This window comes from Hyphomicrobium sp. DY-1 (assembly GCF_047497105.1).
Taxonomy (GTDB): Bacteria; Pseudomonadota; Alphaproteobacteria; order Rhizobiales; family Hyphomicrobiaceae; genus Hyphomicrobium_B.
In genome coordinates this window covers 4,595,625-4,620,884 of record NZ_CP134870.1, presented here as the reverse complement: position 1 = coordinate 4,620,884, position 25,260 = coordinate 4,595,625, and the positions used below count along the sequence as shown (strand labels likewise).

Below are 25,260 nucleotides of genomic sequence, written 5' to 3'. Positions count from 1 at the left end.
AAAAAATGGATCCCACCTTAATGGCATTGATTATCTGGCTCTTGATCGGCGCCGCGGCCGGTTGGCTGGCAGGGCAGATCATGAGTGGCGGCGGATTCGGATTGCTCGGTGATATCGTCGTCGGAATCATCGGCGCGGTTATTGCCGGTTGGTTGTTTCCGTTTCTCGGTCTCCGGCTGGGTGGCGGCGTTCTCGGCGAGATCATCGCAGCCGCCATCGGCGCTATCATTCTGCTCTTTGTCTTGCGGCTCGTGAAACGAGCGTAGCGAAGGGAACTCACCACGACACCGCGGGCCGCTCGTCACTCGGGGGAGACAACGGGCGGCCCTGCCCGTTAAACATTGAAGCCGCGATTGCAGTACCTCGGCTGGGACCGGCTGACAGGCGCGGCTGCAGCCGCAGCATCTGCGAGCCAGGCATGCACATTTTTGAAAAATAAGAAAATCCTTCGTCCGAAAATAATCATGATTTAGGGTCAAGGTCGCCGCTTGCGCTCACGGCACCCGACGCATCACGAATGCCAGCGTCGCGGCCCTGAAGTGAAAAATGGCAGTCTTTAAAACGCCAGTCGGATTGCTTCCCCAGTGACCAAATACAACAGCATGCGCAGGGCTCCGGTTTCCTGTTTTATCATTTCGAAAAACGAAGCCGACCGGATTGGCCGCACCATTCGCTCGGTCCGGCCGTGGGTGGACGAGGTTGTTGTCGTCGACAGCGAGAGCACCGATGACACCGTCAGCGTTGCGCTTGCGGAGGGCGCCCGCGTGATCACGCAGCGTTGGCTCGGCTTTGGCGGTCAAAAACGCTTTGCCGAGGAGCAGTGCCGCAACGATTGGGTTTTCAATGTCGATGCCGACGAGGTCGTCACGCCTGCATTGGAGCGTGAGATCCTTGACGTCTTCACCGGCGGCGATCCGAAATTCGTGGCGTACGGCATGCCGCTGCAAATGGTCTATCCGTCGGCCTCCAAGCCTCGTCTGTTCGCGCGCGATCATTGGTACGTGCGTCTTTACGATCGCCGCTTCGTGCGCTTTCGCCAATCCAACATTCACGATGCCGTCGTGACTGACGACTACCTGGTCGGCCAATTGCGGGCGCCGATGCATCATTATTCGATGCGCTCGTTCCCTGACATGAAGCGCAAGTTGAATGACCGCACTTGGCTTCTCGTCGAGAACTCCGATGTGACTACAACTGGATCGGTCTCGCTTCGGTTGTTTACGGAGCTGCCGATGAATTTCTTCAAGTACTACATTGTTCGCCGTCACTGCATGGGCGGCTTTACCGGTCTCCGGTACGCTTCAATTCAGGCTTGGTACCGCTTCCTGAAAATCTATCGGATCTGGGGCGAGGCGGGTCACAAGACCAGACGGATGCCAGCGCCGGAAGCGCCCGCGGCCTGAATTTCCGCTGTGAGCAGCCATCCCAGCGACGGCGGCGCACGGAACGACCATCGACCAATAAGAAGTCTTCCACCCCGCCGCCAATTGCGGTTATAGAACAGCCGCGCACGGTCCCGTAGCTCAGTTGGATAGAGCATCTGCCTTCTAAGCAGAGGGTCGCAGGTTCAAGTCCTGCCGGGATCGCCAAGTATTTCAAGCACTTACGCAATTTTGACAGCGGAACATTTGCGGAACATAATCGCTGCAAAAGTCGCACGTGCGACTTTTCTCGGACCTTTAAACGAGGGCAGGAAGCATGCGACGCAAGGGCGAGTTAAGCCGCTTCGCGATGGATCAGGGATGGCCGCACCAGGTGGCGTTGCCGGCGAGCGCGACGACGGGCAAAAATCTCGATCGCGTGCACGCATTCTGCAAAGAACTCAGCCTCTGCAAACGCAATGCGTCATTCGTGAAGGACGGCGCCTATTGGATCGCCTGGTGCTTCGCCGAGCCTGAGCATGCCGAGGCTTTCCAGAAACGGTTCGGCGGCGAGATGATGACGCCGAAGACGCGGCCGCGCTGGCCGGGGTAGCTTGAGACCGCGGCTATTTATTCCGAGGCGGAATGAAGGAATTCCAAAGCCTTAACTGAAATTATAGCACCGGCCGGCCGTCGGCGCTGATCTCGATGCACGAAACCCATTCTCCAGCCCCGTATGCCTGCTTGACAATGGGCATGCCATTCTCTCCACGGACCATTAAGGACAGCGCGCCATGTTCGATCCTGATGAAATTGCAGGGCACATCGGAATACCCGTCTTTCGTTTTAACGCGAAATAGCTTTGGCGGAGGACTCATCGGGCATCCTTTACGGGCGATACAATGGCCAAGCCCCCGTAGCAGAGGCACGCGGGCGGGAGATCGTTCGCACTCCCGTCGGATTTGGTCAAGGCGCCGCGGCGAGCCGATCTTAGTTCGGATCGACCCTTACCGCCCAGCCGGCTTTCCACTCGGCCTGATCCATCCGCCTCTCGAGCTGGACGACGGCAGGCGAATGCTCGACAAACCCGGTCACCGCCCACCAGAGACCGCCGCCGAGCGTGAGCGCCGTCCCGAAGCCGGCGAAGAATTCCTTCCAGGTGAGGCCGTGCGGGCGCCTAGCGTCGCGCTCCACGAGTTTTTCGACCGCGGACAGTGTCCTGGCGCCATCGTGCTCGATGCGCGTCAGGCGCTCTCCCTGAATGGCCTGCTCACGCTCGACGGCGCCAACGCGAGCCTCGAGAGCTTCTGCGCTCATGATGTCTTCGGCTCCTTGGGATCCGCGACGGCCGGCGCGATCGGCGCGGGCGCGGGCTTCGCCTTGCCCGTCGCTTTCGGGCATTGCGACGAACGCTTGAACGCGACGCCGAACTTGCGGTTCGTCGCCTCGATCTGGCTGGCAGTGCCCTCGGTCAGGTGATCGTCTTTCGAGATGCAGATGTCGCGCAGCGTCGCCTTGAAAGGCTCAACAGTCGCGACAGTATTGCTTGCGCAAGCGGCCAACGGAACCGGGCTGAGCAGCAGCAGCACCCTCATTGTCCATCTTGATGATCGTCGGTTGCGCCGAAGCGTTGAGATCCGCGCTGACATTTGTCGCCCCTATGTGCCGTTGGTCCAACGCAAACGCGGTGATGAGGGCGATGAAGCCGGCGATCGCCAGCATGACCTTGCCCCAGCCGTCGAAGAAAAATTCAAGGGTGTTCTCGATCATCACACCACCTCTTCAGCCGTTGCAGGCGCGGACGGCGCAGGCAGCGCGTGCGATCCTTCGTTCCGCCATTTGCGGATCCAGTTCGAGTTCCACGCGATGCGCGCCACCCAATAGATCGACAATGCCCCTACGACCCACGGCAGCTTCGAATAGCTGAAGGTCGCGAAGTCGATGCCGGTTTTCAGCGACGCCTCGAGCGCGCCTGCCGAGCGCGCAAGGTCGGCGTGAGCCGGTATCTGATCGGGCAGCGACGGCAGAATATGGTTCAGCGTGTTGCTCGTGCCGGTCTTCGCCGTGTCGGCGACGATCGCCTTCGCCGTGCCGTCGATATCGTTGGCAGGATCGGGCCAGCGCAGCCCGCGGATCCGCGAGCGCGGGAAGTGCGCCGTCGAGACGCTGTTGGCCTGGTTGCCGCCGAGCAGCACGACCTGGTCGGCCGTGGCGCCGACGACGAAGCCGACGTGGCCCTGGCTCGGATCGGAGCCGCGCGACAAGACGCAGACCGCGCCGACCTGCGGTTCCTTAATCGGCGTTCCGAGCTTCAAAAGCCCATTGGCGAGCAAGCGTTCGCCCTTCGGGATCGGGCTGATATCGATGCCAGACAGCTTCAGGCAGCGGACGGCGAACGCCGCGCACCAGGCGACCTCGTCGGACACGATCTCCGGCCGGCCGGCCTCGCGGAAATAGCTTATGATTTCAGGATTGGCGGCAGAGCCGCTGACTTCCTGCTGGCCGAGTTCCTTCCACGCGATGTCGAGCCATGCCGGCATGTGCCTGTCCCCGTGCCTTGAACCGCGGCCAGTTTATGGCGGGAGGCGGGGTGATAACCGGCGCACAACCAAGCTCTTGGAAATGGCGAGACAATTCGCGACACCTGTCGTTATCGGTAAGCGTTGCCTGGCGACCTGCCAGATGCCGAACTAATCAGTTCCAAAGCGCCGGGCAGGTTCTCGGCACCCTCGACAGAGATGCTTATCGATTTGTCTACAGCATCGCTGTAAGTAAAAAATGCAATTCCCGCCCGTATTTCGTCTGCCCTCTGGGCATAAAATCGGAGCGCGCGTCGAACCTCGGCCATCGACCTTGCATTGACTTTCGTAATATCGCCGGTCTGCTTCTCATCGCCATTCGATGCATGCTCGTAAAAGCCGTTTCGGCTGCTCTGTGTGATCAGCATAATATCAGCGTTTGGAGACGTTGATTTGGAGATCTCTTCACGCAACAGGCGGACGGTTGTTCCCGTGCGGCAATCGTAGAGATCGTCCAAAACCTCATCTTCGTTCTCGCGCAAAGAGCCGCCGAAAAACGATAAACTGCTTCGAAAACTTGAAACAGTTATCTTGCCGAACTTCTTGCACGCCGGCTCGCGGCCGCTCTCGGCAAGCCAGATTAACGCCTTGTCGTAGAGCGTGTCGGATAGGAAGGTGGCGGTATAAAAATCAAATGCCACGACATCGACCCCGCCAGGGATGCCGCCTTCGGTGAACATATTTCCAGCGCTGTCGTAGGTCGAAAGACGATGCCTGGCGAAGGTCGGCCGCCACGCGACAACATCGGGAGCCGGCAGGGCGTTGTAGGCGTCGGCCCGTTCGACGTACGCCTGCGCAGCAGATGCAATCATCGCCGCAAAACTGCTGTTGAAATTAGCGCCGGCGAAATTCACCCCAACGCGAAAAGAGAGACGCCGTTCCGCCATGCCCTGCCGCACCTCGGCGGCAAGTGTTTCGAGTTCTGTCTTCGAAACACCGTTGATATAGGGCTCGTCGATAAGGAAGATCACGTCGACGACGTCGGTAAAATCCTTTGCGACGTCAAGGACGTCCGCCATCGCTCTTCGCCGTGCCGCTACCTCGTTAAGCCGTAGGATCTTGTTAGTTTTAAGTGGCGGGAAAGCCTTCACGACGATCTTGCCGGCGCTGTTGGTGAATGATCGCTTCAATGTCGCTGGGTCGGCGTTGTGAACGAGTGACGCGCCGATATCTATATTGACCCTCAATCCGTAACTCTGCGCCAGCTTTAGATTGGTTCGAAGGTGTTCCGGAGATCTGTAGGAGATGGTCGCGAAATCTACCCTGTCGGCATATGCCGAGACGATACCCGCCGGTTCAAAAAAACCCACACGACGCGCGGTCTCGGCTTCGTTCATAAACAGTGCCGCCGCAGCAGCAACGAAGACCGATAGCTTCATCCGACACCCCCCACAGGCCGCTTTCACTCCGCAAAACAGCAGATATCAAGAAGAGGAGCAATAAACAAAAAGCCTTTTTCCAATTCGCTTGGCTTTTGATGGACAATCGACGCTCAACGATAGCCGCACCATACCCAAGCCGTCGCCACCGTCGTTGTAAAGTATATACTGCCGCCCGGTTCGAGGATCACGGTTCCAGGGTTGACCCCCAACAACGCGCCTGGGTCTGTACCGTGCGCGTCGACTATTACCGTTCCCACGTTTCCTGACATGTAAATGATGACTGGATAAGGGTTAGTGTTCGTCACCTTGTTCCCGCTGCCCGTTCCGCCGGGCCGAGACGGCGTCACGGTGTTCCATCCGGGAGAATGATAACCGAAAGCGAATGACTGCGTTTTTGTAAAGCCGGCGCCAAAGGATTGATGCGCCACGCCCACCAACCCGACGATATTCGGGACAGCACCCTCGCTGTCCACGACGTCGAATGCCTTGACCGTATTGCCGCATGGCGTGCCGTTAGTTAGATCCGCCGCCGCGCCCCCGCTAATGGCCAGAGATCCGAAGACGTTCAAGTTCGGATATATTTTTCCGCCGGTTGGTCCCGATCCCAAAAGCTTAAGTCCAACCGTCCCCGAGAGAGCAGACTGACGACCAATATCCACCAGATTGAATTCGTTGAAGCCGGCGTATCCCAGCAGAATGCCGACGACGTTAGTTCCGCTGACCGGCATGTCGACGACGTTGAACGTATTCTGCAGCGTGCAGATGGATAACGAATTATCGCCGTCAAGCTGGAGCCCAGTAGCACCCGATGGCACGGTGTCCGTCGAAAATATGCCGAACTCATTGTTGCGACATCCGCCGAAGGAATTAGCCGTTGCCTGGGTATACAGCAGACAATAAACGGTCGTGCAGGCGATCACCCGAACGTTTGGAAATTTAGCGCCGACCCAATCCGTTAGCGCCAATCCACGACCAGCCAGACCGCTTCCGTCGAGAACCCATCCGCCGAGCAGCCCGCCGCCTTGTCCAGTTCCTTTAAAATGCACGACATTAACCGTCGTTGAAGCCGCGCCATACCATTTAATTGTGCTTGGATCGACCGCACTTGAGAATGTCGAGGCGCAGGCTCGACCGCGCAAAAAAACTCCGTTGATAGTGCTGCGAACCGTCGATGTTCCGTTGCCCAACGCGAGCGAGCCGCTGATGCCTACCGGTGCACGTAGATTGTCGCAGCGTATTTCGCCGCCGCCCAGATAAGAGCACAGGCTAATCGCAGCGTTCAAAGCAGCCAGGTCGTCAGTCGCATAGGATACCGTTTTCGCAACAGATGAGAGCGTCGTGCCGGCATTGGCTGCCAACGTGACGTGGGTTGCATCGGCAAAGGCCGATATCGTCGTGACGAGTGTCGCACCAGAAGCTCCGGCTCCCGGGACAAGAATACGTTTGCCGACATCAGCGGCCGTGAATGCGGCGCCAACCGCCGTCAGGGCGGCCGAGCCCGAGGCAATGGAGACGGTCGCCGCCACCGAAACGCTGTTGCCTTGGACGCCAAAGTAACTCGCGTAGAGATGTTCGAACACACGGACCCAGGCACCACTTGCGCCGGTCGTGTCGCTTGACGGCGCGACAAAGACACCTTGCCGGGCGTCCGCCGCAACGTCGTTTATGTGGTTAGATGCGCTCCATTTGAACCACCCCTCGCAACCCGGCTCGTCAACAAAGACAAGTACTGCCGCCGCTGGCAAGGCCATAGCCGCTAATGCGTTTCGGGAAGCGACAGAGGCCGAACCAGTATTGGGGCCATCGATATTGCCCTGCCCAATTCCCCAGTTCGCGCCGACAGAGGCATGATCGCCGGCAGGGCTGCCGTCGACACAGCATTCAATCCAGTCGTTTATTTCAACATTGATGCCCGATGCGCCGCCAATCTTTCCGGCGACCGTGACCCGATACCGATATCCTGCATTTGCCGCGGGATAGTTAGGATTGCCCGAACAATCAATAAAACCCTTAAAGCGTTCAACGTCGTATTCTTCAAGGATGGCGCTCCCAAGGGCGGCTGGTGTGATCTTTCTCGGCCCCCCGGCGCTGGTATCCCAAATACTCAACTCATCGCCGTCAAGGTCTAGAGCTCCAATGTCTGGCAAGCCAGGAGTAAACTGAACTGGGTCGATGTGCGCGAGTTGGTTCATCGTTACGGCATCCTGCGGGTCGATGCCGTCAGCAAGATTAACGCCCCGGCTGCCGTTGAAATCGTAAGCGGTTCCCGCCTGCACGGTATGGATCGCGCCGTCGACATCGCGCCGCATTTCCTGCAGCGCCTTGATCATGCGATCGAGTTCTTTGTTGATCGCATTGTCGGGCAGCGACTTCCAGCCGGCGAAGTTCGAAACACGCTGGATCGGCAAGTTGCCGTCGATCGTGATGACATCGCCCTCAAGCGAACCCGACGTCAGGATGATCGTGCCGGTGTCGCTACCGACGCTCGTGACGCCGTAATCGACGTCGAGCTCGAGATCTGTCTCGATCAGGCCGCGCAGCCTTTTGACCGTCATTTCGGACGCGTTGTCGATCGGGAACGTGTAATTGACGATCGTTTGCCCGGCCGTCATCGTGTACGGTCCGCTTTGGCGTGTTGAGAGGGCAACTGTCATCGGCTAAAGTCCCCGTGCTGCGGCAGCTTCAGGGTATGGCCGTGGCGAGGGTGATAACCGGCGGAGGGCGCAATGCTCAGGTGGCTGGCAAGATGGCTCAGAGGCCCGCGCGCGAGCGCTGCAACGGCTCGGCCGGACGATGGCTATCACCTGCCGGCCGATGCCTTTCTGAACCTACGCGCCACTAATTCAACCGCGGCGCACGCGACGGCGCGCTCTGCCCCGGCGCCCACCAGAAGCCGTTGCCGTAATCCTTGAGCTGCTGCATCTGCCGGCGACGGAACGCGTCGTAGGCCTTCGGATCGACGTAGCGCTGCAGCGTGTCGGCGACGGTGCGCTGATAGGCGAGGTTCAGATACCAGAGCGAGGATCCCGGAACGTAGCTCGTCGCAAGCCGGGCCGATCCGCGCGCGGCCGTCGTCTTCGGGCTGATGCCGGCGGCGCCGAGGATGTCTTCGCCAAGTCCGAACACGGGCCCGGCGAACGTCGAGACCAGGCCGCCGCCGAAGCGGTTCTGCTCGGAGTTGAAAATGTCGCCGACGATGCCGAGGCCGCCGCCCTGCATCAGCGCCGCGCCCCAGAAGCCGGGCTTATCCATCGGCCGGGTGTCCTTACCGCCCTTCAAGTCCTTCAGCTGGACGACGAGCGCGCCGCCGAGCGTCATGACGAGCAAGGTCTGCGCCGCATAACTCGCGCCCTTCAGCGTGCCGTTGGCAATGCCTTCGCGCAGCGCACGTTCGAAATGCAGCATGCCGAACATGAAAGAAAACTGCTTGAACTGTCCGGCCGTCCGCAGGAATTCGCCGACGAGCGTGCCGGGCCTGGTCTTGCCGACCATCGCGGCGCGCGCGCGCAGCATCGACGTCGGCGAGGCAAAGTCGCTTTCCTGCAGGATCATGCCGAGGTAGCGCTCGGCGATACGTTCATTCCCGCGGCCGGCTGCCTCGAGACTGTCGCGCACCAGGTTCGGCGACAGGAAGTCGACGTCGCGCACCTGGCCGGTGGCGGGATCCAAGCGGATCGCATCCCATTCGGCTTCGCCGAGCCCATAGCGCTGAAACAGCTTCTGCAGGCGCGGGTTCAGCGCGCCGACGTCGCCCCACGATTTGACGGCGAGATCGGCGATCGCCGCCTGCAGCGACATGCCGAAAGCCTGCCGCTGCGCATCGGTGAGCGCGCCGAGGCCCTGCAGCGCGATCGTGCGCTCGGCAAGCCAATGCGACCACTCCGGCCCCTGCAGAGACGCGGCGCCGCGCGCGCCATCGTTGAACATATGCAGGTAGGTTTCCCCGATCAGCGCCTGACGCTGCGCCTCACGGTGCGCGTTCGGACCGAGCTGGCGCAGGATGTCCGTGAACGTCTTGTGCGCCGGCAGGCCGGTGAAGCGGCGCGCCATGACCTGCGTGAAGTTGTCGGCGATCGACGAGATCACCATCGAGCCGCCGCGGCCGACGACGCCGACGTTGCGCAACATCTGCATCAGGCTCGCCGCCTTGGCGTTGACCGGCGCCGACGTTACGCCGCGATAGAGGTCCCACATCGCTTCCGCGCGCGAGATGTAACTCCGCGCGTAGTCTTCCGGCGCCGTCGTCCAGAAGCCGCTCTGCGTCATCGTCTTGCCGAGGAACTCGGTCTTTTTCGGGAACAATACCTTGTCGACGTCCTGGACTGCGGCGAGCTCGTCGTAGGCGGCCTCGAGGTCCTGCCGCAGCTGGGCGCCCTCCAGGCCGTCGATCCGCGGACTGCCACGGTCGAGGATCCCGATGCGTTCAGCATCGAGTGCAAACAGCTCGGTGCGCAGCGCCTCGATTTTCTTCTTGTTGCGCCGAGACGGCGGACCGAAACGCTTCTCGCGGATCCGCGCGATCTCTTTGTGAATTGCCCCGATGCGATCGGAAACCTCGTCGAGACGCGTCGGCGTCTTGAGATAGGCGGCCGTCAGATCCTTGATCTTGGAGACCGCCTCATCGATGAGCACGGCAGCAGGGCGAGCAAGCTTGGCCTGCTTCGTCGCGAATTTCGCAAGGCGGGCGAGTTCGCGGTTCGGGTTTGTGCCAAGCACGCGCATCGCTGCGATGTCTTTCGAGATCGACGTGATGTGCTGCATCATCGCGCGGAACGGGTCGTTGCCGCCGCCATATTGCTTCTGATAGTCGAGCCAGGTATCGGCCGATTTGAAATGCAGGAAGCGATGTTCCTGCCGCTGATTTGCGATCTTCTTCGCGCCGGTCGCATCGCCAGTAATGCCGCCGAACGGATCCGCGGCGTTGGCGGCTTGCGTGCCATGCCCGTCGGACGTGATGTTTTCCCAGATATCTGACAGCGCCTGGCGGATCTCGGCCGGCGACAACGGCTTGCGCGTCTCACCGTCGACGATGCGATCGAGATCGAGCAGCTTGTAAATATCGTCGACCCAACGCGCGCGGCCGGCGGCAAGCAGCGCGCCGCGATCGTGAACCTGTGGCAGGAACCAGCCTTCGAGCTTCGGGATGTCGCCGCCGGCGGCGTTGAATTCTTGGCGCAGCCGTTCCGATGTGCGGATCCAGGCCTGCGCCAAAGCTTTCGCCGCGACGTCGCCTGTACCTTCGCCGGCGAGCTCGCGGACGACGTTGCGCAGGCGCGCAGTCTCTCGCGTCTTTCCGGAGAGAAGCTCAGGGCGAAACGTGTGCAGGACCTCTTCCATACCGGCCTTCGCCATCGCCTCGACGGCCTTCTGTTCGGCCGCCACTGACGTCATGCCGGCAGGCAGATCCACCTGGCCGTGGTTCTCGAGCAAATAGACCAGCGCCTTTGCCGGGTCGACCTGGCCGCGGGCGTCGCGCAACGTCGTGACGAAGCGCTCGTTATTCTGCCGGATCTTCTCGTCGATCAGCGCCTGCCGCTCGCGCTGCGCCTTGGCCTTGGCATCGGCGATCGCCGCGACCTGCGCCAGGTCTTCCTTCAGCTGAGCTTGCGCATCGTCGCGAAGGGAGAAGAGGGCGCCGCCGCCCTGCTTGCGCTGCAGCGCCTCGTCGGCGGCGTCGACCTTTTCCGCAATCGCGTCGCGGGCGTTTTCGAGTTTTTCGATTTGGGGCGTTAGAGCGCGTTCTTTGATGGCCGCGGCCTGGTCGACGGCATCGCCTGAGCGATGCCAAGCGGCTTCTGACATCTTGTCAGCCCAATGCTTCACGCTGGCGAGCTGGCCGTGAACCTCGGAAACGTGCTCCATCGCAGCTTCAACCGTCGGGAGATCCATCGTCTCGGGATTGAGCTCGAGAAGCGCTTTAGCCTGCACGTCGTAGCGCGACAAATACTGCGCGCTGGCGTCTGCTTCACGTCCAAGGATCTCGAGCGCCGTATCTCCCGGCTTCGGCTGCCCTGCCGCGTCATAGATCGCCGGGGCGGACGCGGAGAATTCAGCCGATCCGCCACTCTCTTCGTAAGCCTCGCGCGCGGCTGCGTCGTCGCCAAATCGCTCGTCGAGAAGCGTTTCATATCGCTCGTGAAGCTCGTCGAATTTTTCGCCGATATCGCTCGCTAGATTGTCGGCCTGGTCGGAGATCTCCGACAGCCGCGAACTGACTTCGTCGAGCTTTCCAGAAATCAGCTCGCCGATCGCGTCGACGTCGTCGCCGAGCTCATAACCGTGCTGAACGCGGTCCTCGATCACTTGCTGCAGGTCCTCAAGAGAAACGATATACCGCTGCAGCTCCGGGACCGACGCGGCATCGACGTCAACGCGCGAGGCTTTCTGAATGACGCCGAGAATATCTTCGGTGTCGCCCCCGAACGCGGCAAGGTGGCGAGCAACGACGGCAAGACGCGAACCGCTCTGCAGCTGCTCGACTTCTTCGCGCAACGTCAGCGGCTGCTGATCCTTGAGCGAAAACAGCGAGCCATCATTGCCGAAATCCCGCTGCCGGGTCTTGATGCCGAACCTATCCTTGAGGGCATCGACGGACGCCGAGAAGTCATCGACAGCCGGCGCCGCTGTTGTCGCGGGAACGGATGCCTTGAGCGCCGGGTCGGTCGGCGTGCCGCTCGCCGGCGACGGCCCCCTGCGGCCGATCTCGGCGCTGTCGATCGCGCGCATGACGTCTTCGGCGTTTTGCCAGCCGAGGCCATTGAGCGCGTTTTTGACACGCTCGAGAAACTGCTTGATCTTGCGCAGGATGGCGTTCGCCTTCTTGCCGAAGTTCGCGCCGTTTGCGCGGGCCTCGTAGAGGTGCGCGGCCGCTTCCTGCATGACGGCATCGCGAACCTGCTCCGGGGGCAAACTGCGATAGAGGCGCTCATATTCAGCAAGTGAGACGGCATTCGGCAGGTATTGCGACAGCTGCGCTTCGACCTCGCGAAACTTGTTCGCGAGGATCTTAAGTTCGTTGTCCGTCAACAAGCCGACCTGGCGCAACGCGTGGATCGTCTCATGCGAAAGGATCGCGTCGGGGTTCAGCGCGTCGACCGCGATCCAGATATTGCCGCTTCGACGATCGGTCAGAGCTTCGATCCGATAGCCGGCCGATCGGGCGGCCTGGACGTCGCGGGCGAGGTGCGGGGGCAGATCCTCGATGTCCGCAAAACTCTTGGCCGTGACACCATCCGGCAAACGGCCGATCGCGCGATCGAGCGCTTGAGTGAGCTGATCGTGCGCCGCGGCGACGCGGTCAAAGTCGGCCTGCAGCTGGCGCAATGGATCATCTTCACCGCCCCCGCGCGCAGCGGCGAGCGCATCGCCGTCCCGTTCTTTCGGCTTCACGCCGGTGGCTTCTTCGATCTCGGCCGACAGGTCGCGGCGCAGCTGCTCGAGCTGCCGCATGCCGTCGGCGCCGTAGGGATCGTCGACCAAAGTGACCGGCCGATCGACGAGCTCGTCGGCAATGCCAGCCGTCCGAGCATGCGCGACATCGTCACGAGGACCGGCAAGAAGATCGGCAAGCTTCGCGCGTGCGTCGTCAGGCGTCGCCGGCGCGGCTTCCGATAACTGTCGCAGCAGCGGCGCGTGCTGATCGGGATCGGCAACATGCTCTGCGACGATCGTCCCGAGACGCGGATCGACTTCGCCGCCGGCGACCATGTCGAAGGCCTGGTCGGAGAGCTTCGAAAGCTGCGCCGCCGCCTTGAGTTTCGGATCGGTCCACGGCAGACCCTCGGCTAGGATCTCAGGCGTCTCGCGAATGTCGGCCGCCAGCTCGATCGGATCGCGCGCGAGGACCTCGCGCAGCCGCTCCGGAGCCGCATCAGGCCCGTGACCGCCGACGATCGCGTCGCCGACCGGCAGCGCCTTCGGATCGTTCGCAGCCGCGATCGCATCATTAGCTTTCGAAATGTGCTCGAGGTCCATCACGCCAGGCGGCGGCACCAGGTCGGCGCGATCCTGCTCGAGCGCATCGAGCGCGCCGCGCACGGCGGGATCAGCGTCGAGGCCCGTGTGGCGGGCAAGCTCGCGCAGGGCATCGGGGTCGAGCTCGGCGGCCTTGCGCAGCACGCTGCCGGGCGGTGCGGCCGAAGCGGCATCGTCGAGCGCCTGAAGCGGATTGGCCCTTGGATCCGCCGGCGGGCTGTCAGAAGACTGGTAGCCGATGACGTTGCCGCCTTCGTCGAGAACCGGACGCCGGCCAGCGAGCGCCTGGCCGCCACGATAGAGCCCGCGCACGCCGACGTCGGCGACGAAGCCGAAGGCGGCATTCGCGGCGACCTCTTTCAGTGCATCAGTCAAGGTGTGCTCGAGGCCGGCCTGTTTCTTCCATGCGGCGATGTAGGGCTGCTCGGCGGCCGATCCGACGGCATTGGCGGCGCCAGAGCGCAAGCCGGCCCACAAGACGCCGGCAGCGCCTTCGGCGACGCGCGTCGGCGCGATCAGCAGCGTCGGAGCGGTAAAGGGATCGGTCGCGCCCGTGATCAGGCCGCCAGCCATCGACGGGATGCTTTGCCCGCCGACGAGCGGGATATTGTCGGGGAGGCGGTAGGGATAGCGCGCGGCAGTGTCGGCCGCACGCTGCTGGACGGTGGCCGTCTGCTGCGCGGCTTCCGTAGCCGGCGAGACGTCGGCGCGAATGATGTCGGACGCGTCGGGATACTGCGCCTGCAGATCCTTCAGCTGCTTATCGTATTGCCCGCGCCAGTCGATGCCGCCGAGCTGATAGCCCTGCGCCTGGCGCGCCGGGTTCTCGAGCTTGACGCCGAGGCGATTGAAGATCGCATCGTTGCGCGCGTCATACGCCATTTCCTCGCGGCCTGAGTTGCGGAATGCGGAACCGAGGATCTCGGTGTTCGCCTCGAGCGTTTCGAGGAACGTGGACGGCGGCGGCTCATCCTGCGCGAGAGACGAGGTGTCGATCTGTGGCTTGAAGACGAACATCAGTCGGCGGCCTCATACGTTGCGTCGAAGACATGAGGCTTGCAGGGATAAATCTCGCCAACGACGCCACGGATGATCCAATCGCCCGGGGAGGCAACTAAGTCGCCCTCCAATGTCCTGATCACGAGCTCGCCGGCGTGGTCGTTAGTTCCGCTGCGCCAATAGATCGTGCTGGCGTTCGGAGCTGCTACGCCGGTAAACTCTAAGACTGCGTGCCGGTTCTCAGCACCTCCCGTGAACTGGATCGCCTCGATAACGACAGGCTTCTTGCGAAATTTCATCGTCCACCCCCTAAAAACAGATCAGGCCGGATCTGGCTCAGCACCGGCGAGATCTTGTTGAAATCCAAAACGAGCGGCTTCGGCTGGCCGGGCGTCGACTTCGTCTCGGCCGCCCATTGCTCTTGTCCGGGCTTCGTCGGATCGCCGAGCGAAACCATGTATTGCCCGTTGCCGATCTGGACGAGCGTGCCGTTGCGGAAACGGTCGAAGTCGATCGCTTTGCCCGACGTCGTCACCGGCTGGCCGATGCCGGCGCGATCAAGGACCGAAGGCGACAGCGCGTCGATCGTGTCTTGCCAGCTGTCCTGGCGCACGTTCGGCGGAATGACGACGTCCGACGTCGGCGCGAACCAGCCGCGCGATTGCTTGACAACGCCGCCGTATTTGACGCCGTCGATCGAGCGCTCGCCCAGAACTTCGCTCAGCGCCTGTTTGTAAACGTCCGGATCGAACGCGGTCAGATGCGCGCGCGCGGCCCGCATTTCATAGACCAGGTTCGCAGCATTGATCGCGGCTGCCTCATTGCGGGGATCCGCGCTCAAAGCCGTGCCGGCGACGTCGACGACGGCCTGCTGGATCTCCGGCGTCTTCGGCAGCACGGTCGGCGGCAGCGGCTTGCCGCCTTTTTCGGTGCGATCCTGGCGCGCGGCGAGCGCGTCGAAGGCGTCGATCGCCGCCGGCGTCGGTGTGCCGCCCGACTGCGCGACGAGCGCGCCGAGGCCTGCCATCACCGGCGCGCTGTCCGACAGCTCCCCCATGATCTTATCGGCGCGATCGCCGGCGGTCGCAGCGACCGTCGTCGCAACCGCTAACGCCTGGCTGCCGCCCTTTGCCATCACCGTCGCGAGCGCCTGCTTTTCGTCGGGGCGCAGATACTTCGCGGGCTGACCATAGAAATCGCCAATCGTCTCGGCGGTGGCGAGCCGGGCTCTAATCGAGGCCTGCGCCTTGTCCGGATCCGAGAAGTCGATCGGCGGCACCTTGACCAGGCCGACGCGATCGGCCCAGCCGAGCGGATCGGTCTTGATCTCTTTGCGCATGTTGTCGGCGAGCTTCACGCCGAGATCGAGGCGGGCAACGGCAGTCGGCGTCGCACCTTCGGTGTTGAGCTTCTCGCGCAGCTGATCGTTGGCCTGGTCGAGCTCGGCCGGCGTCGCGCGACGCGCAACGTTGACGAACTGCGCCGTGTCTTCGGCAACGGCGAGCGTCTGCGCCAGTTTTGGATCGGCCGCGGCCTGGACGCGGGTTTTCAGCGACGCCATCTGATCGGGGGCAGGGGCGAAGCCTTTCTCAGCCATCTTGCTGACAGCGGTGACGTCTTCCTTCACGCCGGCGATCTGTGCCGCCTGCAGCGTTTTCGCCGAGCGGTAATCGGCCATCAGGCCTTTTTGCACCTTGTCGAACTCGTCGAGATCGTAGGTGCCGGCGATGCCTTTGCCCGCGGCATAGTCCTGCTGCAGGCCTTCGATGAACTTGAGCTTCGCGTCCAGTGTCGGGAGCCGATCGAACGCGCCCGAGATCCGCGCCGTCGCCACGGTCTGGTTGATCTTGCGAACTTCGTCGGCGGCTTTCTCCGGTGTGACGTAAAGCTGGCCGCTCGGATCGCGGCGCTTCAAGGCGTCAGCATAGAGCGAGACTTGACCGGCAAGAACATCGTCGGCGGTTTTGTCGAGACCGGACGAATACGCGATCTGATGGATGCGCTTGGTCTGGTCGGCGAGCTCGGTCTCGAACGCGCCGGCGGCCGCGCTGTTGGCCTCGGCGATTTTCTGCCGGACCTGCTGGCGCGAGAAGGCGAGGCGCTTGCCCTGTGCCGCGAGCTCGAGCTTCGGACGCAGCTCCGGCGGCGCGTTGGCGATGATCGCCATCTGCTGGCCGTTGAGCGCTTTATTAAGCTCGATGGCGTTGCCGGAATTCTGCGCGTAGGCGGTGTCGAAACTGTTGTCGAGCTGCTGCTTAATCCGCGTCTCGGCGACGTCGAGGCCTGCCTTGTCGAAGGCGTCGCCGCGCAGCGTGTTGTTGTGCATCGTGCGGAACTCGGGATCGAGCCCCGCCTGCGCGCCGGCTTCCGCGCCTTCCTTCACGGCGGCCTTGTCGGCGAGTTGGCCGATCGTGTCGCCGAGGCCTGCGAAGGTCGCAGAGACCTCTGCCGCCGCGCGGCCGATGCCGGACGACGGCAGCGGCTGAATGGCATTTGGATCGACACGCGCGTTCGTGTCGAGATTGGGGTCGACCTTCAGCGTGCCGGGCATCATGTTTGCCATGTGCTAGCCCCGCTTCGCGATATCGAGGCCGTAGCCGCCGGCTTGGCCGATCGCCTTCGCCGACGCGCTGATGAGGTCGACGGCTCCGGACGAGCGGTATTGAGAAGCCCTGAGCGCCGCCATCTGCTTTTGCTGGATCGCGTTCTGCTGCTCGATCGCGGTCTGATAATCGGCTTCGTCCTGGAGATTGCCCTCGACCGCGGACGCGCTCGAGATGTCGAGGCCGGAGCCGGCGAAGGCCACGCGCGCCTCGCCGGTCTTGACGGCGAGATCGCGCTTGATGTCGAGGATCTTCTGTTGCGTGGCGAGCGCGTCGGCGTCGCCGGAGATCTGCGCCAGGCGCGCGTTCGTCTCGGCTTCTGCAGCTGACCCGATGCCGCCGACGAGGGTTGACGCGACCGAGGCGACGGTGGCGACGCCCTGCAGGATCCCGAGTGCGGATGATCCCGCTGCGGTCAATCCGGTAAGGCCAGTTCCGACCGCGCTCGCCGCGCCTGCGAGCCCCGTGCCGACGGCCGTCGCAGCAGAAGCCGCGCCGGCGCTCAACGCCGAAAACAATCCGATTGCAACTTCGGCCATAGTTACCCCCTCATAGCCACTTCCGGCCGGAACGCCTTGATGTGCAGCGGCGCCGGCACGATCTGCCGGAACTCGATGATCGGATGGCGCGACCAGCCCTGCAGGTTCTCGATCGTGACGTCGCCGGTCACGAGCCGATCAAGGACGGGCAATTCCGGGCTGTAGCCTGCTTCGGTCGGCGGATCGGCGAGCTCGCCATAATCGAGCGTGCCGCCGTCCATGTAGACGAGCGGCACCTCGCGCCAATCGGTGCCGTTCGCCCGGATCTGCAGGTGGCCGGTGTCTTTGAGCGAAATGCCGAGCTCGTAAATGCGGCCGGGAGGCCGGAACGGTTGTTCGTTCTGCAGCTTCTCGCGCAGCTTCTGCAGGCGACCATAAACTTCCGGCATCAGGCCGACCGTGATCGTCGTCGCGGCGTCGTCATCGTCGATCGTGATCACGCCACCCGTCACCGTGAACGGACCGCAGAGCTGGCTGCCGGCATAGGCCCAGACTTCTTTGCCTTCGTGATGGTCGAGACCGCTGACGGTCGTGAATGGCGCGTTCGCCGTTACCGTCAGCGCGGCGTCGAGATATCCGGTCGGCTCGCGGTTTTCGAGATAGAGATCGGCGCCGCCGGCGACGGTCTCGCGCCGCATGACGAAGACGACGTCGCCGTTGAAATGCCCGGCGATCGCGCGCCATTTTCCATCGGTATTCTGGCGCATCATGCCGATGACGTCTTGCGATCGGAGCAGCGACAGCGTCACCATCGTGCCGTCATCGTTGATGAAGAAAATCAGGTTCGCTTCCTGCGTCGACGGCGCCTTGCGCTGCGCGACGTCGATGACATCGGTCAGAAGATGCGGGCCGAGCAACGACAACGGTTCAGCCTTGTAGGATTGCTCGACATCGTTGAAGAGGAAATCGCGGACGGTGCGGCCGCCCTGCTGGACGATGATCGTCGATCCTTCCGAGAAGACGACACGCACCGAGGATTTGATGCCCTGGCCTGTCGCGCGGACGACGTTCTGCGGCTGCGTCGCGTCAAGCGTGCGCGTTGCCGAATACCATTCCGAGCTGTCGGTGAAGAACTGCAGGTCGCGGCCGACGAAGATCTGCTGGATGGTTTCGACCTGGTCGGTATCGAGCGTGCGGAAAAAGCCGAGGTCGGCCGTCAGCGGCGACCCTGTCGACGTGAAGTCAAACGATCCAACCTTGCTGACGCCCCACGAAAACGGCGCCGACCGGAAGCCGGCAACGAGCACGCGCGACTGAATGAAAAAGCCGCAACGCGCATAGCCTGTTGTCGCTCCGAACCAGGCTCCGCCGGCCGCAAATCCTTGCTGGAAAACCTTGTGGACCGGCGCGCCGGCACTGTTTCCAAGCGGCATGATCTGCACCGCCTTCTGGAAACTGTTGGCGTTGGCGCCGACAAACTCGATCCGCATCTTCGGCACACTATCGACCTGCGTTACGTTCGGCGCATCGAGGCCGGGCAACGTGTCGATGGCGGCCGAGATTGCCGCGGCAAGGCCTGCCGGTCCCGAGTATGTTATCGGGGCCGTAAAGTCTTCGCCGACAAAAATGACGAACTGGTCGCCGTTGACGAAGCCGGCAAACGAGACGTCCTGAATTTCGTTCTGGCTGCTTGAGAACGCCTGCCCAGCCGACAATGCTGGCACGTTCGTCGATGGCATGTCACCGACGTTCCACTCCGTATCGCTGCCCTGCCGCACGATCATGATCGTCGGAATATCTTCATGAAACAACAGCATCGTGTCGCGCGACTGGATGACGGTCACCTCATCGATCAGGTGAGCGGCGATCGCCACGGGGATCGATGCAGCGTAACGTCTCGAGCCGCTTGCGCCGCGCACGAAGACGTCAATGTTGCGTTCTGTCAGAATGAGATCATAGATGCTTGATGCCGAGCGATCGAACGCAAGGCATTGCACGGGCGAAATCTCGCGACGCTCTTGCCAAAAGCCGATACCTCCGACCGAAAAGGCTCCAGCACCGGCAGCATTTTTTGCGACAACGCGCCAGTTGCGCGCGGAGACGACAGTGCCGCCAGGGCCGCCGGGCCATTCGCCGAAACGGCGCGTCCTCGCGGATGTTCGCACGTGCTTGCGCGATGATGCGCCGGCGTCAATCGAGCCGCGCATTTCGACCCAGCTCGCGCCGTCATAGTATTCGATCGCGATGGCATTATCGACGCCGGCGGTGGCGACGCTGAAATTGGTCAGGTCCACGAACACGATCGGCAGCGACACACCGAGATCGAACTCGACGATGACGAAAGCCGATCCCGTGATGGCGGTCGTCGTGAACAATGTCGTCTGATCCTGCTGGTCGACAAGGTTCGCTGCCGTCCCGCCATTGTGGAGAATGACCATCGACGCGGTCAGGTTCACCGGCTGAATGCGCCGGCGCAGGCGATGCTTCAGGCCTGCAGCCAGCACGTCGACGTCGGAATTGATCGAGGTGCCGGCGCGGCGCGCGTAACCGCCTTGCGGCCGAACTTCCATATTGTTGGCGTCGGCGAGGCTGTCGTAATAGTGCTTGAGATCGATGCGCTCCGACAGGTCCGGATCGAGCGTGCCCTTCGTCGCGGTATTGATCAGAGAGGCCTTGCGCGCCATTACCGCGGCCCTCCGTACGAGCCGGTGCGCGCCGCGATCAGCGGGTTATTGTACTGCGCGATGACCGGCGAGGGCTTCGCCATATCGTCGAGCGCCCGTGCCTGACCGAGAAGGCCGCCCTGCATCAAGCTCAAGCCATTGCCGATCGCGTCATTGCGGAGACTGTCGCGCAGAGCACGGTCCTCGCGCGTCGACAGCGCAAGCTCCGAGCGGACGAGCAACATGATGACCTCGCGCAGATAGCCCGGCCAGTAGGTCGGCTCGACGTTCCACGGTCCGCGCACCCAAAGCGTTTCGTGATTGGTGCGGACTTCGCGCGTCGCCATCAGTTCAAACGTCGTCGTCGGCTGCCGACATTCGCTGGAGGGGTAGAAGGCGCGCGGCGCGCCGATCAGTTCGGTCGGAAGTTCGAAGGCATAGAGCCAATGCGCCGGCTCGGGAGGATCGGTCTTGCGGTTCAGTTGCCGGATGTAGGAATTGCAATTCCACGGATGGCAGGAAAGGATCAGCTCGGTCGCGCGATTGAAGCAGGCGATGTGCGTTTCGGCGCCCGGCGCGCTTTCATTGATGAGCGGCGCCGAACCGTTGAGGACGAGGCATTCATTGATGAGGTCGATGCGCGTTGTCATGTCTCACCAAGCCGTTCGAGGAAACCGGCCCAGGCGCTAGAGGGACGCCTGGGCCGCACACATGCCGGGTCGCGGGGGTTAGACGCCAACCGGCAAAGCGAGAGGGTTAGATCGCGTCAGGGAACGAGACCCACGTCGTCGGATCCTGGTTCGTCAGGAACGCATCGACGGTGAAGCCGGGCGTGGTGCCGCCCAGTGTGTATTTCACCTGCGCGTATTCTTCGTTCAGGTTGACCGGCCACGGCATCGTAAAGATCGTGCCGGCAGGAAAGTCCGCAGCCGCCAAGACAGGCCCCGTCAGTACCGTTCTGACCGACGAGAAGCTGGAATTGTCGTCGACCTCGATCGACGGCTGCAGCGTCGGCGTCGTTCCGGTGGGATCGACCTTGCTGACGATGACGAGCCACAAGGGCTCACCAGGTCCGACGGGACGGTTAGCGCCAAAGTCGACAGAGTTGGTAGAAGCCGCGGTCGCAGTGAGCGCCTGGGCTGCAGAGAATTGCAGTGTTTTATCGAAGATCATGGCGAAAGGCTCCGCGTTGAAAGATCGGTACGCGTTACGCTTGAGAAGGCGAGCGGCAGTCGCTGCCGCTCGACCGCGGCGTTAGCTGATCGCCGTTTCGTTGTTCGAGATCGCGTCGACGCGACGGACAGGTATGCCGTCGATCGCCAGGACGTGCTGGCCAGCAGCCTGCTCCATTCCTATGAAGACGTTCTTCGAATTCTTCTGCTGCCGGCGCAGCCATGACTTGATGGTGCGCGAGCAATAGAAGGCGGGCCTGCAGGCCTGCAGGTTCGGGATCTGCTCGATCGCCTGAGCGATCAGGTCGAGAAGATCAGCGCCGGACGACGCATCCTTAGTCAGCGTCGAGATCTTGATGTTGGCAATGCGCACGACATAACGCCAGTCGCGAACAGAGAGGCCGCAATCCCAGCGATAATGCATGCGGTAGGCTTCCATCCGACCACCGCCGACCGGCGCCGTCTCCAGCGTCACCTGGCCTTTGTCTTCTGACGAAAGACCAGCCTTTGAGCCCTTCGGATAGAGGCCATGGACAGAGTTTTCACCCCATCCAACGAGCCAGATCGACGTACAGCCCGTCGACGAGCCACCGGCATCGATAACGTTGTCGGACGATGCCGCGCCGGTTTTCTTCCCCAGACGCGGCGCGAGGCCGGTAAAGCTTTCCGGCTTCGTTCCTTCGTTGCCGTACATGAAGGTCTTGGCAACTTCCTGGCTCATGCCTTCAATGATCGCCTTGTCTTCCGAGAAGCGGAATTGGGCGGTGTTGCCATTGAGGTCTGCGAGCGCCTTATCGACTTCACCGTAGGCCTCGAGCATGCCCATGCCTTCGGTAACCTGCGCCGTTGTTGATTTAACGGGCTGGACGCCACCGTAGAGCGAACGCCAGGTCGGGGCGGGGATGCCCGTGCGGACGGTCGTTCGGTGAGAGGTTGGACCGTTGGCCTCGATCCACGGGATGTCGAGGAGCATCTCGTTCGTCTGGTTCAACAGTTCGGCGATCATCGCCACTTTGCCGTCGGGATCGAGCCGCTTCGCGAGATCGACCAGCGTCGGGTTGTTCGTTGCAAGAAGTGACATCGTGGTCTCCATTCAGTCTGATCGGCTCGCTCGCGCGGGCTCACGGAAACGCAGACGCAACAGGGACGCAGATACGGGAACGACTATTTGAACATCGACGGATAGAGCGAGCGCATCGCTTTATCCTGCGGGGTAAGGCCATCGCTGGCTTGGCCGCCGTTCTGCAGGCCGTGCTCGGCCGGCAAGAGCTTGATGATCTTTTCGAAGGCCGCGACATTGGCCGCGTCCGCGAACATCACAGACAGGCGAGACGCATCGGCCTTCGTCAGGATGCCGCGCGTCTCGAGGCCTTTCAGCGTTCCGGCGATGGCATTGACGCGCGCCGCAGCCTTAGCCGTGCGCCGAACGGGATCGGTTTCGTTCGGCTCGAGCTTCTGCATCTCGGCATTGATGTCGATCGGCTCGGGGATAAGGCCCGCCTTTGCCATCTTCTCGAACAGCTTCGGCACGACGCTCTGCGCCTGCTCATTCGATAGGCCGATCTCGTGTGCGATCTCGCTCCAGATCGGCAGCACGGGATCGCTTTTCATGTCGCCGAACTTGTCGGTGAACTCCGAAGCGAATTCAAACTTGTAGTCCTTCGCCGACGCCGGCGCCTTCGGACGGTTGGCGATATCGCCATAGAGCTTGTCGATCGTCTCGCGATCGTTGGCGCCGCGGAAAGTGTCGGGCAGATTTTCCGGATAGTAGGCCTGCGACTGCTGACCTTGCCCCTGGCCTTGCGCTTGGCCGCTCGGCGGGTTCGCGGCAGCGTGCGCGGCTGCAGCGGCCGCGAGATCGGAAGGCGCTCCGGAGCCGGCCGCCGCGCCGCCGGCGCCTGCGCCAGCCGCGCCCGACGCGCCACCGCCGGCAGCACCGCCGCCGGCGTCAAGATTGAATACGACGAGATGTTTCCAAAAGATTTTCACGGTTCACCCCCTGATGGTCGACGACGAGAACGCGAACTTTCCGAACGCTTGCGATTTTGGCTTTCGGCAGCGGCGCGATCGCGCTCGGCCTGCGCATCGGCAGCGGCTTGTTCCTCGGCCGCGCGCTTGATTTTCCCGTGCTGCTGCAGACGGGCGAGCAACATGAAGATGATGGAATTCTGCCCGTCGCGTTTCGCCTTGGCGATTGCGTAGGCCTCGGCGGTCTGCGCGCCGCGTTCGTCGTCGCCGGGCTGGCGCAGCAACGTCATCTTGACGAGCAGGTCGAGCGCCAGGCGGCCATCCTCAGTACCGAACGTGCGGGCGAAGATCGCGGCCTGCCGCTTGATTTCTTCGTTCTCGGCGTGACCTTGCTCGCGCGCTTGCTTGCCGAAGCGCTCTTGCAGGTTTTCGAGTTCGGACCAGCCGCCAGCCGCCAACGTGTTGAGCATGTCGAGATCGAACATCAGAAGGCGCTCCCGTTCACGAATTGAGAGCCGGGCTGCGGCGGAGGCGCCTTTACCTGCTGTTGCTCGACCTGCATCTTCGCGACCATCTGCGCGACGAGTGTCTTGAAGTCTTTCATCTCGGCTTTCGTCGGGATGTACTTTTCATCGTTGCCGAGCCAGCGGCCGATGTCCGGCAGCAGCTCGTCGACCTTCGCGAGTTGCGGCAAAGCGGCCGGGCCCATCGTGCCGAGGATGATCTGCATCCAGTCGGTCGCCCATTGCACCTTGTCGGCGCGTTGCGAAGCCGCCGCCGGCGACGTGATCGTCGCCTTCGTCAGGATGTTGTCGATCGTCACATTGCTCGCGAGCAAACGCTTCTTCTCAAGGATGTCGACGGTCGCCTGCACAAGCGCCGTGACGAGCTCGATCGAAATGCGCGCTGCCGCTCCGCCCTTGCTCTTCGCAGCCTTGCGGAGGCGCGCGGCGATTTCGGTCGGCGAGCGCACGCTGTCCTGCAACTCAGGCAAGTCGTCGTTCAGCAAAACTTTGTTGATTTGATCGCGCTCGTCCTTTTGCACTATCGAGCTTATGTCGAAATCGGACGGGATCGGCAGGCGCGATAGCGAGGGGCCAAGCGGGCCGCCCGTCGATCCGACCGTCCACATCGCGAGCGGTTCGAAGACGGCGGTGTCGGGATTGAACACGCCGTCATTACGGCGCATCCAAACGCCCATGAGGGCGAAGGCCGCGGCGCGGAGCGAAAGCTCACGGGCTTTCGATGCGCCACGCACGAAGGCGAGACCGAGATGCGCCAAACCGCGCCCCATGCTCTCACCAGGAACGACGAAGAAGCGGGGCGTTATGAAACGGTTGACGCGGAACGTTTCGGTCCAGATGACGTCATCGGGCTTGTCGCACTCAGCGTAGACGCGCAGGATCCAATTGTCTTCCCTCGGATCGTAACGCATCGACTGAACGATATCGACCTCGTCGGTCCGGACTTTCATCCGGCTCATCATCGTCTTCGAAAATTTGCCGTCCGGCCACTTGGCTTCGAGATGGCGGGTCTTGTACTTCCGCTTCCAGAAATGGTCCCAGATCTCATTCGACGGCCCACTGCCGAGAGCGATTTCGCTGATCGGAACGGCCTCAGCCTGCATCGGCTGCCGGTCGGTTCCGGTCGCCGTGTACATTGAGCCCGTGCCGCAGAAGAGATCGGCCATGACCTCATGCGCGACGAGCGGCACGCGCGGGCGAATAACGGCGTGCGCGAGTTCGGTGACTGCGGCGAGCTGCCTGTTGAGATCGGCGCGCTGATCTTCAGGGACGAAGGGGCCAGCCTCGAGCTTGAAGAAATTTTGGAACGGCGGCAGCCAGTCGGCGACCATCTGGCTTGCGAAGTTGAACGCGCCGGCCATGCCGGTCGCGTCGTAAAGGTGATCGGTGCGCGATTGGCCTTCCGACGGGCCGCCCGTCGTCGGCGATTGCTGCGACGTCGATTGCCGGTACGGCATGTAGTATCGATAGATTTCGGCGAGCTCCTGCCGGTACGCCGACGCCTTGTTCCAGGCATCGGCGCAATCGGCCCGCTCGTCTTCCATCGAAACCGGCAA

Annotated in this window: 21 protein-coding genes and 1 tRNA gene; 5 read left to right on the top strand and 17 right to left on the bottom strand. The window is 62.3% G+C overall.

Annotated features, from left to right (window positions below; genetic code table 11):
• Positions 1-5 precede the first annotated feature (5 nt).
• From RLW41_RS22525 to RLW41_RS22510, 4 genes are all read left to right on the top strand, one after another.
• Positions 6-266 carry a GlsB/YeaQ/YmgE family stress response membrane protein gene (locus RLW41_RS22525; RefSeq protein WP_409560253.1) on the top strand — a complete coding sequence of 87 codons (261 nt, stop codon included), beginning with the start codon at positions 6-8 and terminating at the stop codon, positions 264-266.
• Between the two features lie 336 nt (positions 267-602).
• Complete coding sequence (locus tag RLW41_RS22520) at positions 603-1,403, top strand: glycosyltransferase family 2 protein (protein WP_414462971.1); 801 nt, start codon at positions 603-605, stop codon at positions 1,401-1,403.
• Between the two features lie 109 nt (positions 1,404-1,512).
• Positions 1,513-1,589, top strand: a tRNA-Arg gene (locus RLW41_RS22515).
• Between the two features lie 109 nt (positions 1,590-1,698).
• Positions 1,699-1,974 (top strand): hypothetical protein, encoded by a 276-nt coding sequence (locus tag RLW41_RS22510; RefSeq protein WP_414462970.1) that lies wholly within the window; start codon positions 1,699-1,701, stop codon positions 1,972-1,974.
• A 377-nt stretch (positions 1,975-2,351) separates the two neighbouring features.
• Here the strand turns inward: RLW41_RS22510 and RLW41_RS22505 are convergent, their stop codons facing one another.
• From RLW41_RS22505 to RLW41_RS22480, 6 genes are all read right to left on the bottom strand, one after another.
• Positions 2,352-2,678 (bottom strand): hypothetical protein, encoded by a 327-nt coding sequence (locus RLW41_RS22505; protein WP_414462969.1) that lies wholly within the window; start codon positions 2,676-2,678, stop codon positions 2,352-2,354.
• Positions 2,675-2,956 carry a hypothetical protein gene (locus tag RLW41_RS22500; protein WP_414462968.1) on the bottom strand — a complete coding sequence of 94 codons (282 nt, stop codon included), beginning with the start codon at positions 2,954-2,956 and terminating at the stop codon, positions 2,675-2,677. Before RLW41_RS22500 ends, RLW41_RS22505 begins: the two co-directional genes overlap by 4 nt.
• Entirely contained in the window at positions 2,886-3,134 is a 249-nt protein-coding gene (locus RLW41_RS22495; protein WP_414462967.1) for a hypothetical protein, read from the bottom strand. Before RLW41_RS22495 ends, RLW41_RS22500 begins: the two co-directional genes overlap by 71 nt.
• A complete protein-coding gene (locus RLW41_RS22490; RefSeq protein WP_414462966.1) occupies positions 3,131-3,901 on the bottom strand; it encodes a TIGR02594 family protein in 771 nt (256 codons plus the stop codon). Before RLW41_RS22490 ends, RLW41_RS22495 begins: the two co-directional genes overlap by 4 nt.
• A gap of 110 nt (positions 3,902-4,011) precedes the next feature.
• Positions 4,012-5,319 carry a hypothetical protein gene (locus tag RLW41_RS22485; protein WP_414462965.1) on the bottom strand — a complete coding sequence of 436 codons (1,308 nt, stop codon included), beginning with the start codon at positions 5,317-5,319 and terminating at the stop codon, positions 4,012-4,014.
• 113 nt (positions 5,320-5,432) lie between these two features.
• Complete coding sequence (locus RLW41_RS22480; RefSeq protein WP_414462964.1) at positions 5,433-7,652, bottom strand: hypothetical protein; 2,220 nt, start codon at positions 7,650-7,652, stop codon at positions 5,433-5,435.
• Here RLW41_RS22480 and RLW41_RS22475 point away from each other — a divergent pair.
• Positions 7,651-7,821 carry a hypothetical protein gene (locus RLW41_RS22475; protein ID WP_414462963.1) on the top strand — a complete coding sequence of 57 codons (171 nt, stop codon included), beginning with the start codon at positions 7,651-7,653 and terminating at the stop codon, positions 7,819-7,821. The two genes, RLW41_RS22480 and RLW41_RS22475, sit on opposite strands and share 2 nt — an antisense overlap.
• Positions 7,822-8,160: 339 nt before the next feature.
• On the opposite strand, the gene RLW41_RS22470 is transcribed toward RLW41_RS22475, so the two are convergent.
• The 11 genes from RLW41_RS22470 to RLW41_RS22420 form a co-directional block, all read right to left on the bottom strand.
• Positions 8,161-14,313, bottom strand: a complete 6,153-nt coding sequence (locus RLW41_RS22470; RefSeq protein ID WP_414462962.1) for a hypothetical protein — start codon at positions 14,311-14,313, stop codon at positions 8,161-8,163.
• Positions 14,313-14,594, bottom strand: coding sequence for a hypothetical protein (locus RLW41_RS22465; protein ID WP_414462961.1), 282 nt, complete (start codon positions 14,592-14,594; stop codon positions 14,313-14,315). The genes RLW41_RS22470 and RLW41_RS22465 overlap by 1 nt, the downstream gene beginning before the upstream one ends.
• On the bottom strand, positions 14,591-16,858 hold the full coding sequence (locus RLW41_RS22460; protein WP_414462960.1) for a hypothetical protein: 2,268 nt from the start codon (positions 16,856-16,858) through the stop codon (positions 14,591-14,593). The genes RLW41_RS22465 and RLW41_RS22460 overlap by 4 nt, the downstream gene beginning before the upstream one ends.
• A 3-nt stretch (positions 16,859-16,861) precedes the next feature.
• Entirely contained in the window at positions 16,862-17,437 is a 576-nt protein-coding gene (locus RLW41_RS22455) for a hypothetical protein (protein ID WP_414462959.1), read from the bottom strand.
• Between the two features lie 2 nt (positions 17,438-17,439).
• Positions 17,440-20,061, bottom strand: a complete 2,622-nt coding sequence (locus tag RLW41_RS22450; protein WP_414462958.1) for a hypothetical protein — start codon at positions 20,059-20,061, stop codon at positions 17,440-17,442.
• A complete protein-coding gene (locus RLW41_RS22445; protein WP_414462957.1) occupies positions 20,061-20,690 on the bottom strand; it encodes a hypothetical protein in 630 nt (209 codons plus the stop codon). The genes RLW41_RS22450 and RLW41_RS22445 overlap by 1 nt, the downstream gene beginning before the upstream one ends.
• A gap of 106 nt (positions 20,691-20,796) precedes the next feature.
• Positions 20,797-21,213, bottom strand: coding sequence for a Bbp16 family capsid cement protein (locus tag RLW41_RS22440; protein ID WP_414462956.1), 417 nt, complete (start codon positions 21,211-21,213; stop codon positions 20,797-20,799).
• Between the two features lie 81 nt (positions 21,214-21,294).
• The gene (locus tag RLW41_RS22435; RefSeq protein WP_414462955.1) at positions 21,295-22,293 is read right to left on the bottom strand and encodes a major capsid protein; all 999 of its coding nucleotides are present in this window, start codon (positions 22,291-22,293) and stop codon (positions 21,295-21,297) included.
• 83 nt (positions 22,294-22,376) lie between these two features.
• Complete coding sequence (locus RLW41_RS22430; protein ID WP_414462954.1) at positions 22,377-23,201, bottom strand: hypothetical protein; 825 nt, start codon at positions 23,199-23,201, stop codon at positions 22,377-22,379.
• Positions 23,198-23,665 (bottom strand): hypothetical protein, encoded by a 468-nt coding sequence (locus tag RLW41_RS22425; RefSeq protein WP_414462953.1) that lies wholly within the window; start codon positions 23,663-23,665, stop codon positions 23,198-23,200. Before RLW41_RS22425 ends, RLW41_RS22430 begins: the two co-directional genes overlap by 4 nt.
• Positions 23,665-25,260 carry a portal protein gene (locus RLW41_RS22420; RefSeq protein WP_414462952.1) on the bottom strand — a complete coding sequence of 532 codons (1,596 nt, stop codon included), beginning with the start codon at positions 25,258-25,260 and terminating at the stop codon, positions 23,665-23,667. The genes RLW41_RS22425 and RLW41_RS22420 overlap by 1 nt, the downstream gene beginning before the upstream one ends.

Bases quoted from the DNA above. Each gene is read 5' to 3' on its own strand.
- RLW41_RS22435 (WP_414462955.1), bottom strand. From the start codon at position 22,293: ATGTCACTTCTTGCAACGAACAACCCGACGCTGGTCGATCTCGCGAAG.
- RLW41_RS22500 (WP_414462968.1), bottom strand. From the start codon at position 2,956: ATGAGGGTGCTGCTGCTGCTCAGCCCGGTTCCGTTGGCCGCTTGCGCA.
- RLW41_RS22445 (WP_414462957.1), bottom strand. From the start codon at position 20,690: ATGACAACGCGCATCGACCTCATCAATGAATGCCTCGTCCTCAACGGT.
- RLW41_RS22470 (WP_414462962.1), bottom strand. From the start codon at position 14,313: ATGTTCGTCTTCAAGCCACAGATCGACACCTCGTCTCTCGCGCAGGAT.
- RLW41_RS22440 (WP_414462956.1), bottom strand. From the start codon at position 21,213: ATGATCTTCGATAAAACACTGCAATTCTCTGCAGCCCAGGCGCTCACT.
- RLW41_RS22455 (WP_414462959.1), bottom strand. From the start codon at position 17,437: ATGGCCGAAGTTGCAATCGGATTGTTTTCGGCGTTGAGCGCCGGCGCG.
- RLW41_RS22520 (WP_414462971.1), top strand. From the start codon at position 603: ATGCGCAGGGCTCCGGTTTCCTGTTTTATCATTTCGAAAAACGAAGCC.
- RLW41_RS22425 (WP_414462953.1), bottom strand. From the start codon at position 23,665: ATGTTCGATCTCGACATGCTCAACACGTTGGCGGCTGGCGGCTGGTCC.
- RLW41_RS22510 (WP_414462970.1), top strand. From the start codon at position 1,699: ATGCGACGCAAGGGCGAGTTAAGCCGCTTCGCGATGGATCAGGGATGG.
- RLW41_RS22450 (WP_414462958.1), bottom strand. From the start codon at position 20,061: ATGGCGCGCAAGGCCTCTCTGATCAATACCGCGACGAAGGGCACGCTC.
- RLW41_RS22465 (WP_414462961.1), bottom strand. From the start codon at position 14,594: ATGAAATTTCGCAAGAAGCCTGTCGTTATCGAGGCGATCCAGTTCACG.
- RLW41_RS22475 (WP_414462963.1), top strand. From the start codon at position 7,651: ATGCGATCGAGTTCTTTGTTGATCGCATTGTCGGGCAGCGACTTCCAG.
- RLW41_RS22480 (WP_414462964.1), bottom strand. From the start codon at position 7,652: ATGATCAAGGCGCTGCAGGAAATGCGGCGCGATGTCGACGGCGCGATC.
- RLW41_RS22505 (WP_414462969.1), bottom strand. From the start codon at position 2,678: ATGAGCGCAGAAGCTCTCGAGGCTCGCGTTGGCGCCGTCGAGCGTGAG.
- RLW41_RS22485 (WP_414462965.1), bottom strand. From the start codon at position 5,319: ATGAAGCTATCGGTCTTCGTTGCTGCTGCGGCGGCACTGTTTATGAAC.
- RLW41_RS22525 (WP_409560253.1), top strand. From the start codon at position 6: ATGGATCCCACCTTAATGGCATTGATTATCTGGCTCTTGATCGGCGCC.
- RLW41_RS22460 (WP_414462960.1), bottom strand. From the start codon at position 16,858: ATGGCAAACATGATGCCCGGCACGCTGAAGGTCGACCCCAATCTCGAC.
- RLW41_RS22490 (WP_414462966.1), bottom strand. From the start codon at position 3,901: ATGCCGGCATGGCTCGACATCGCGTGGAAGGAACTCGGCCAGCAGGAA.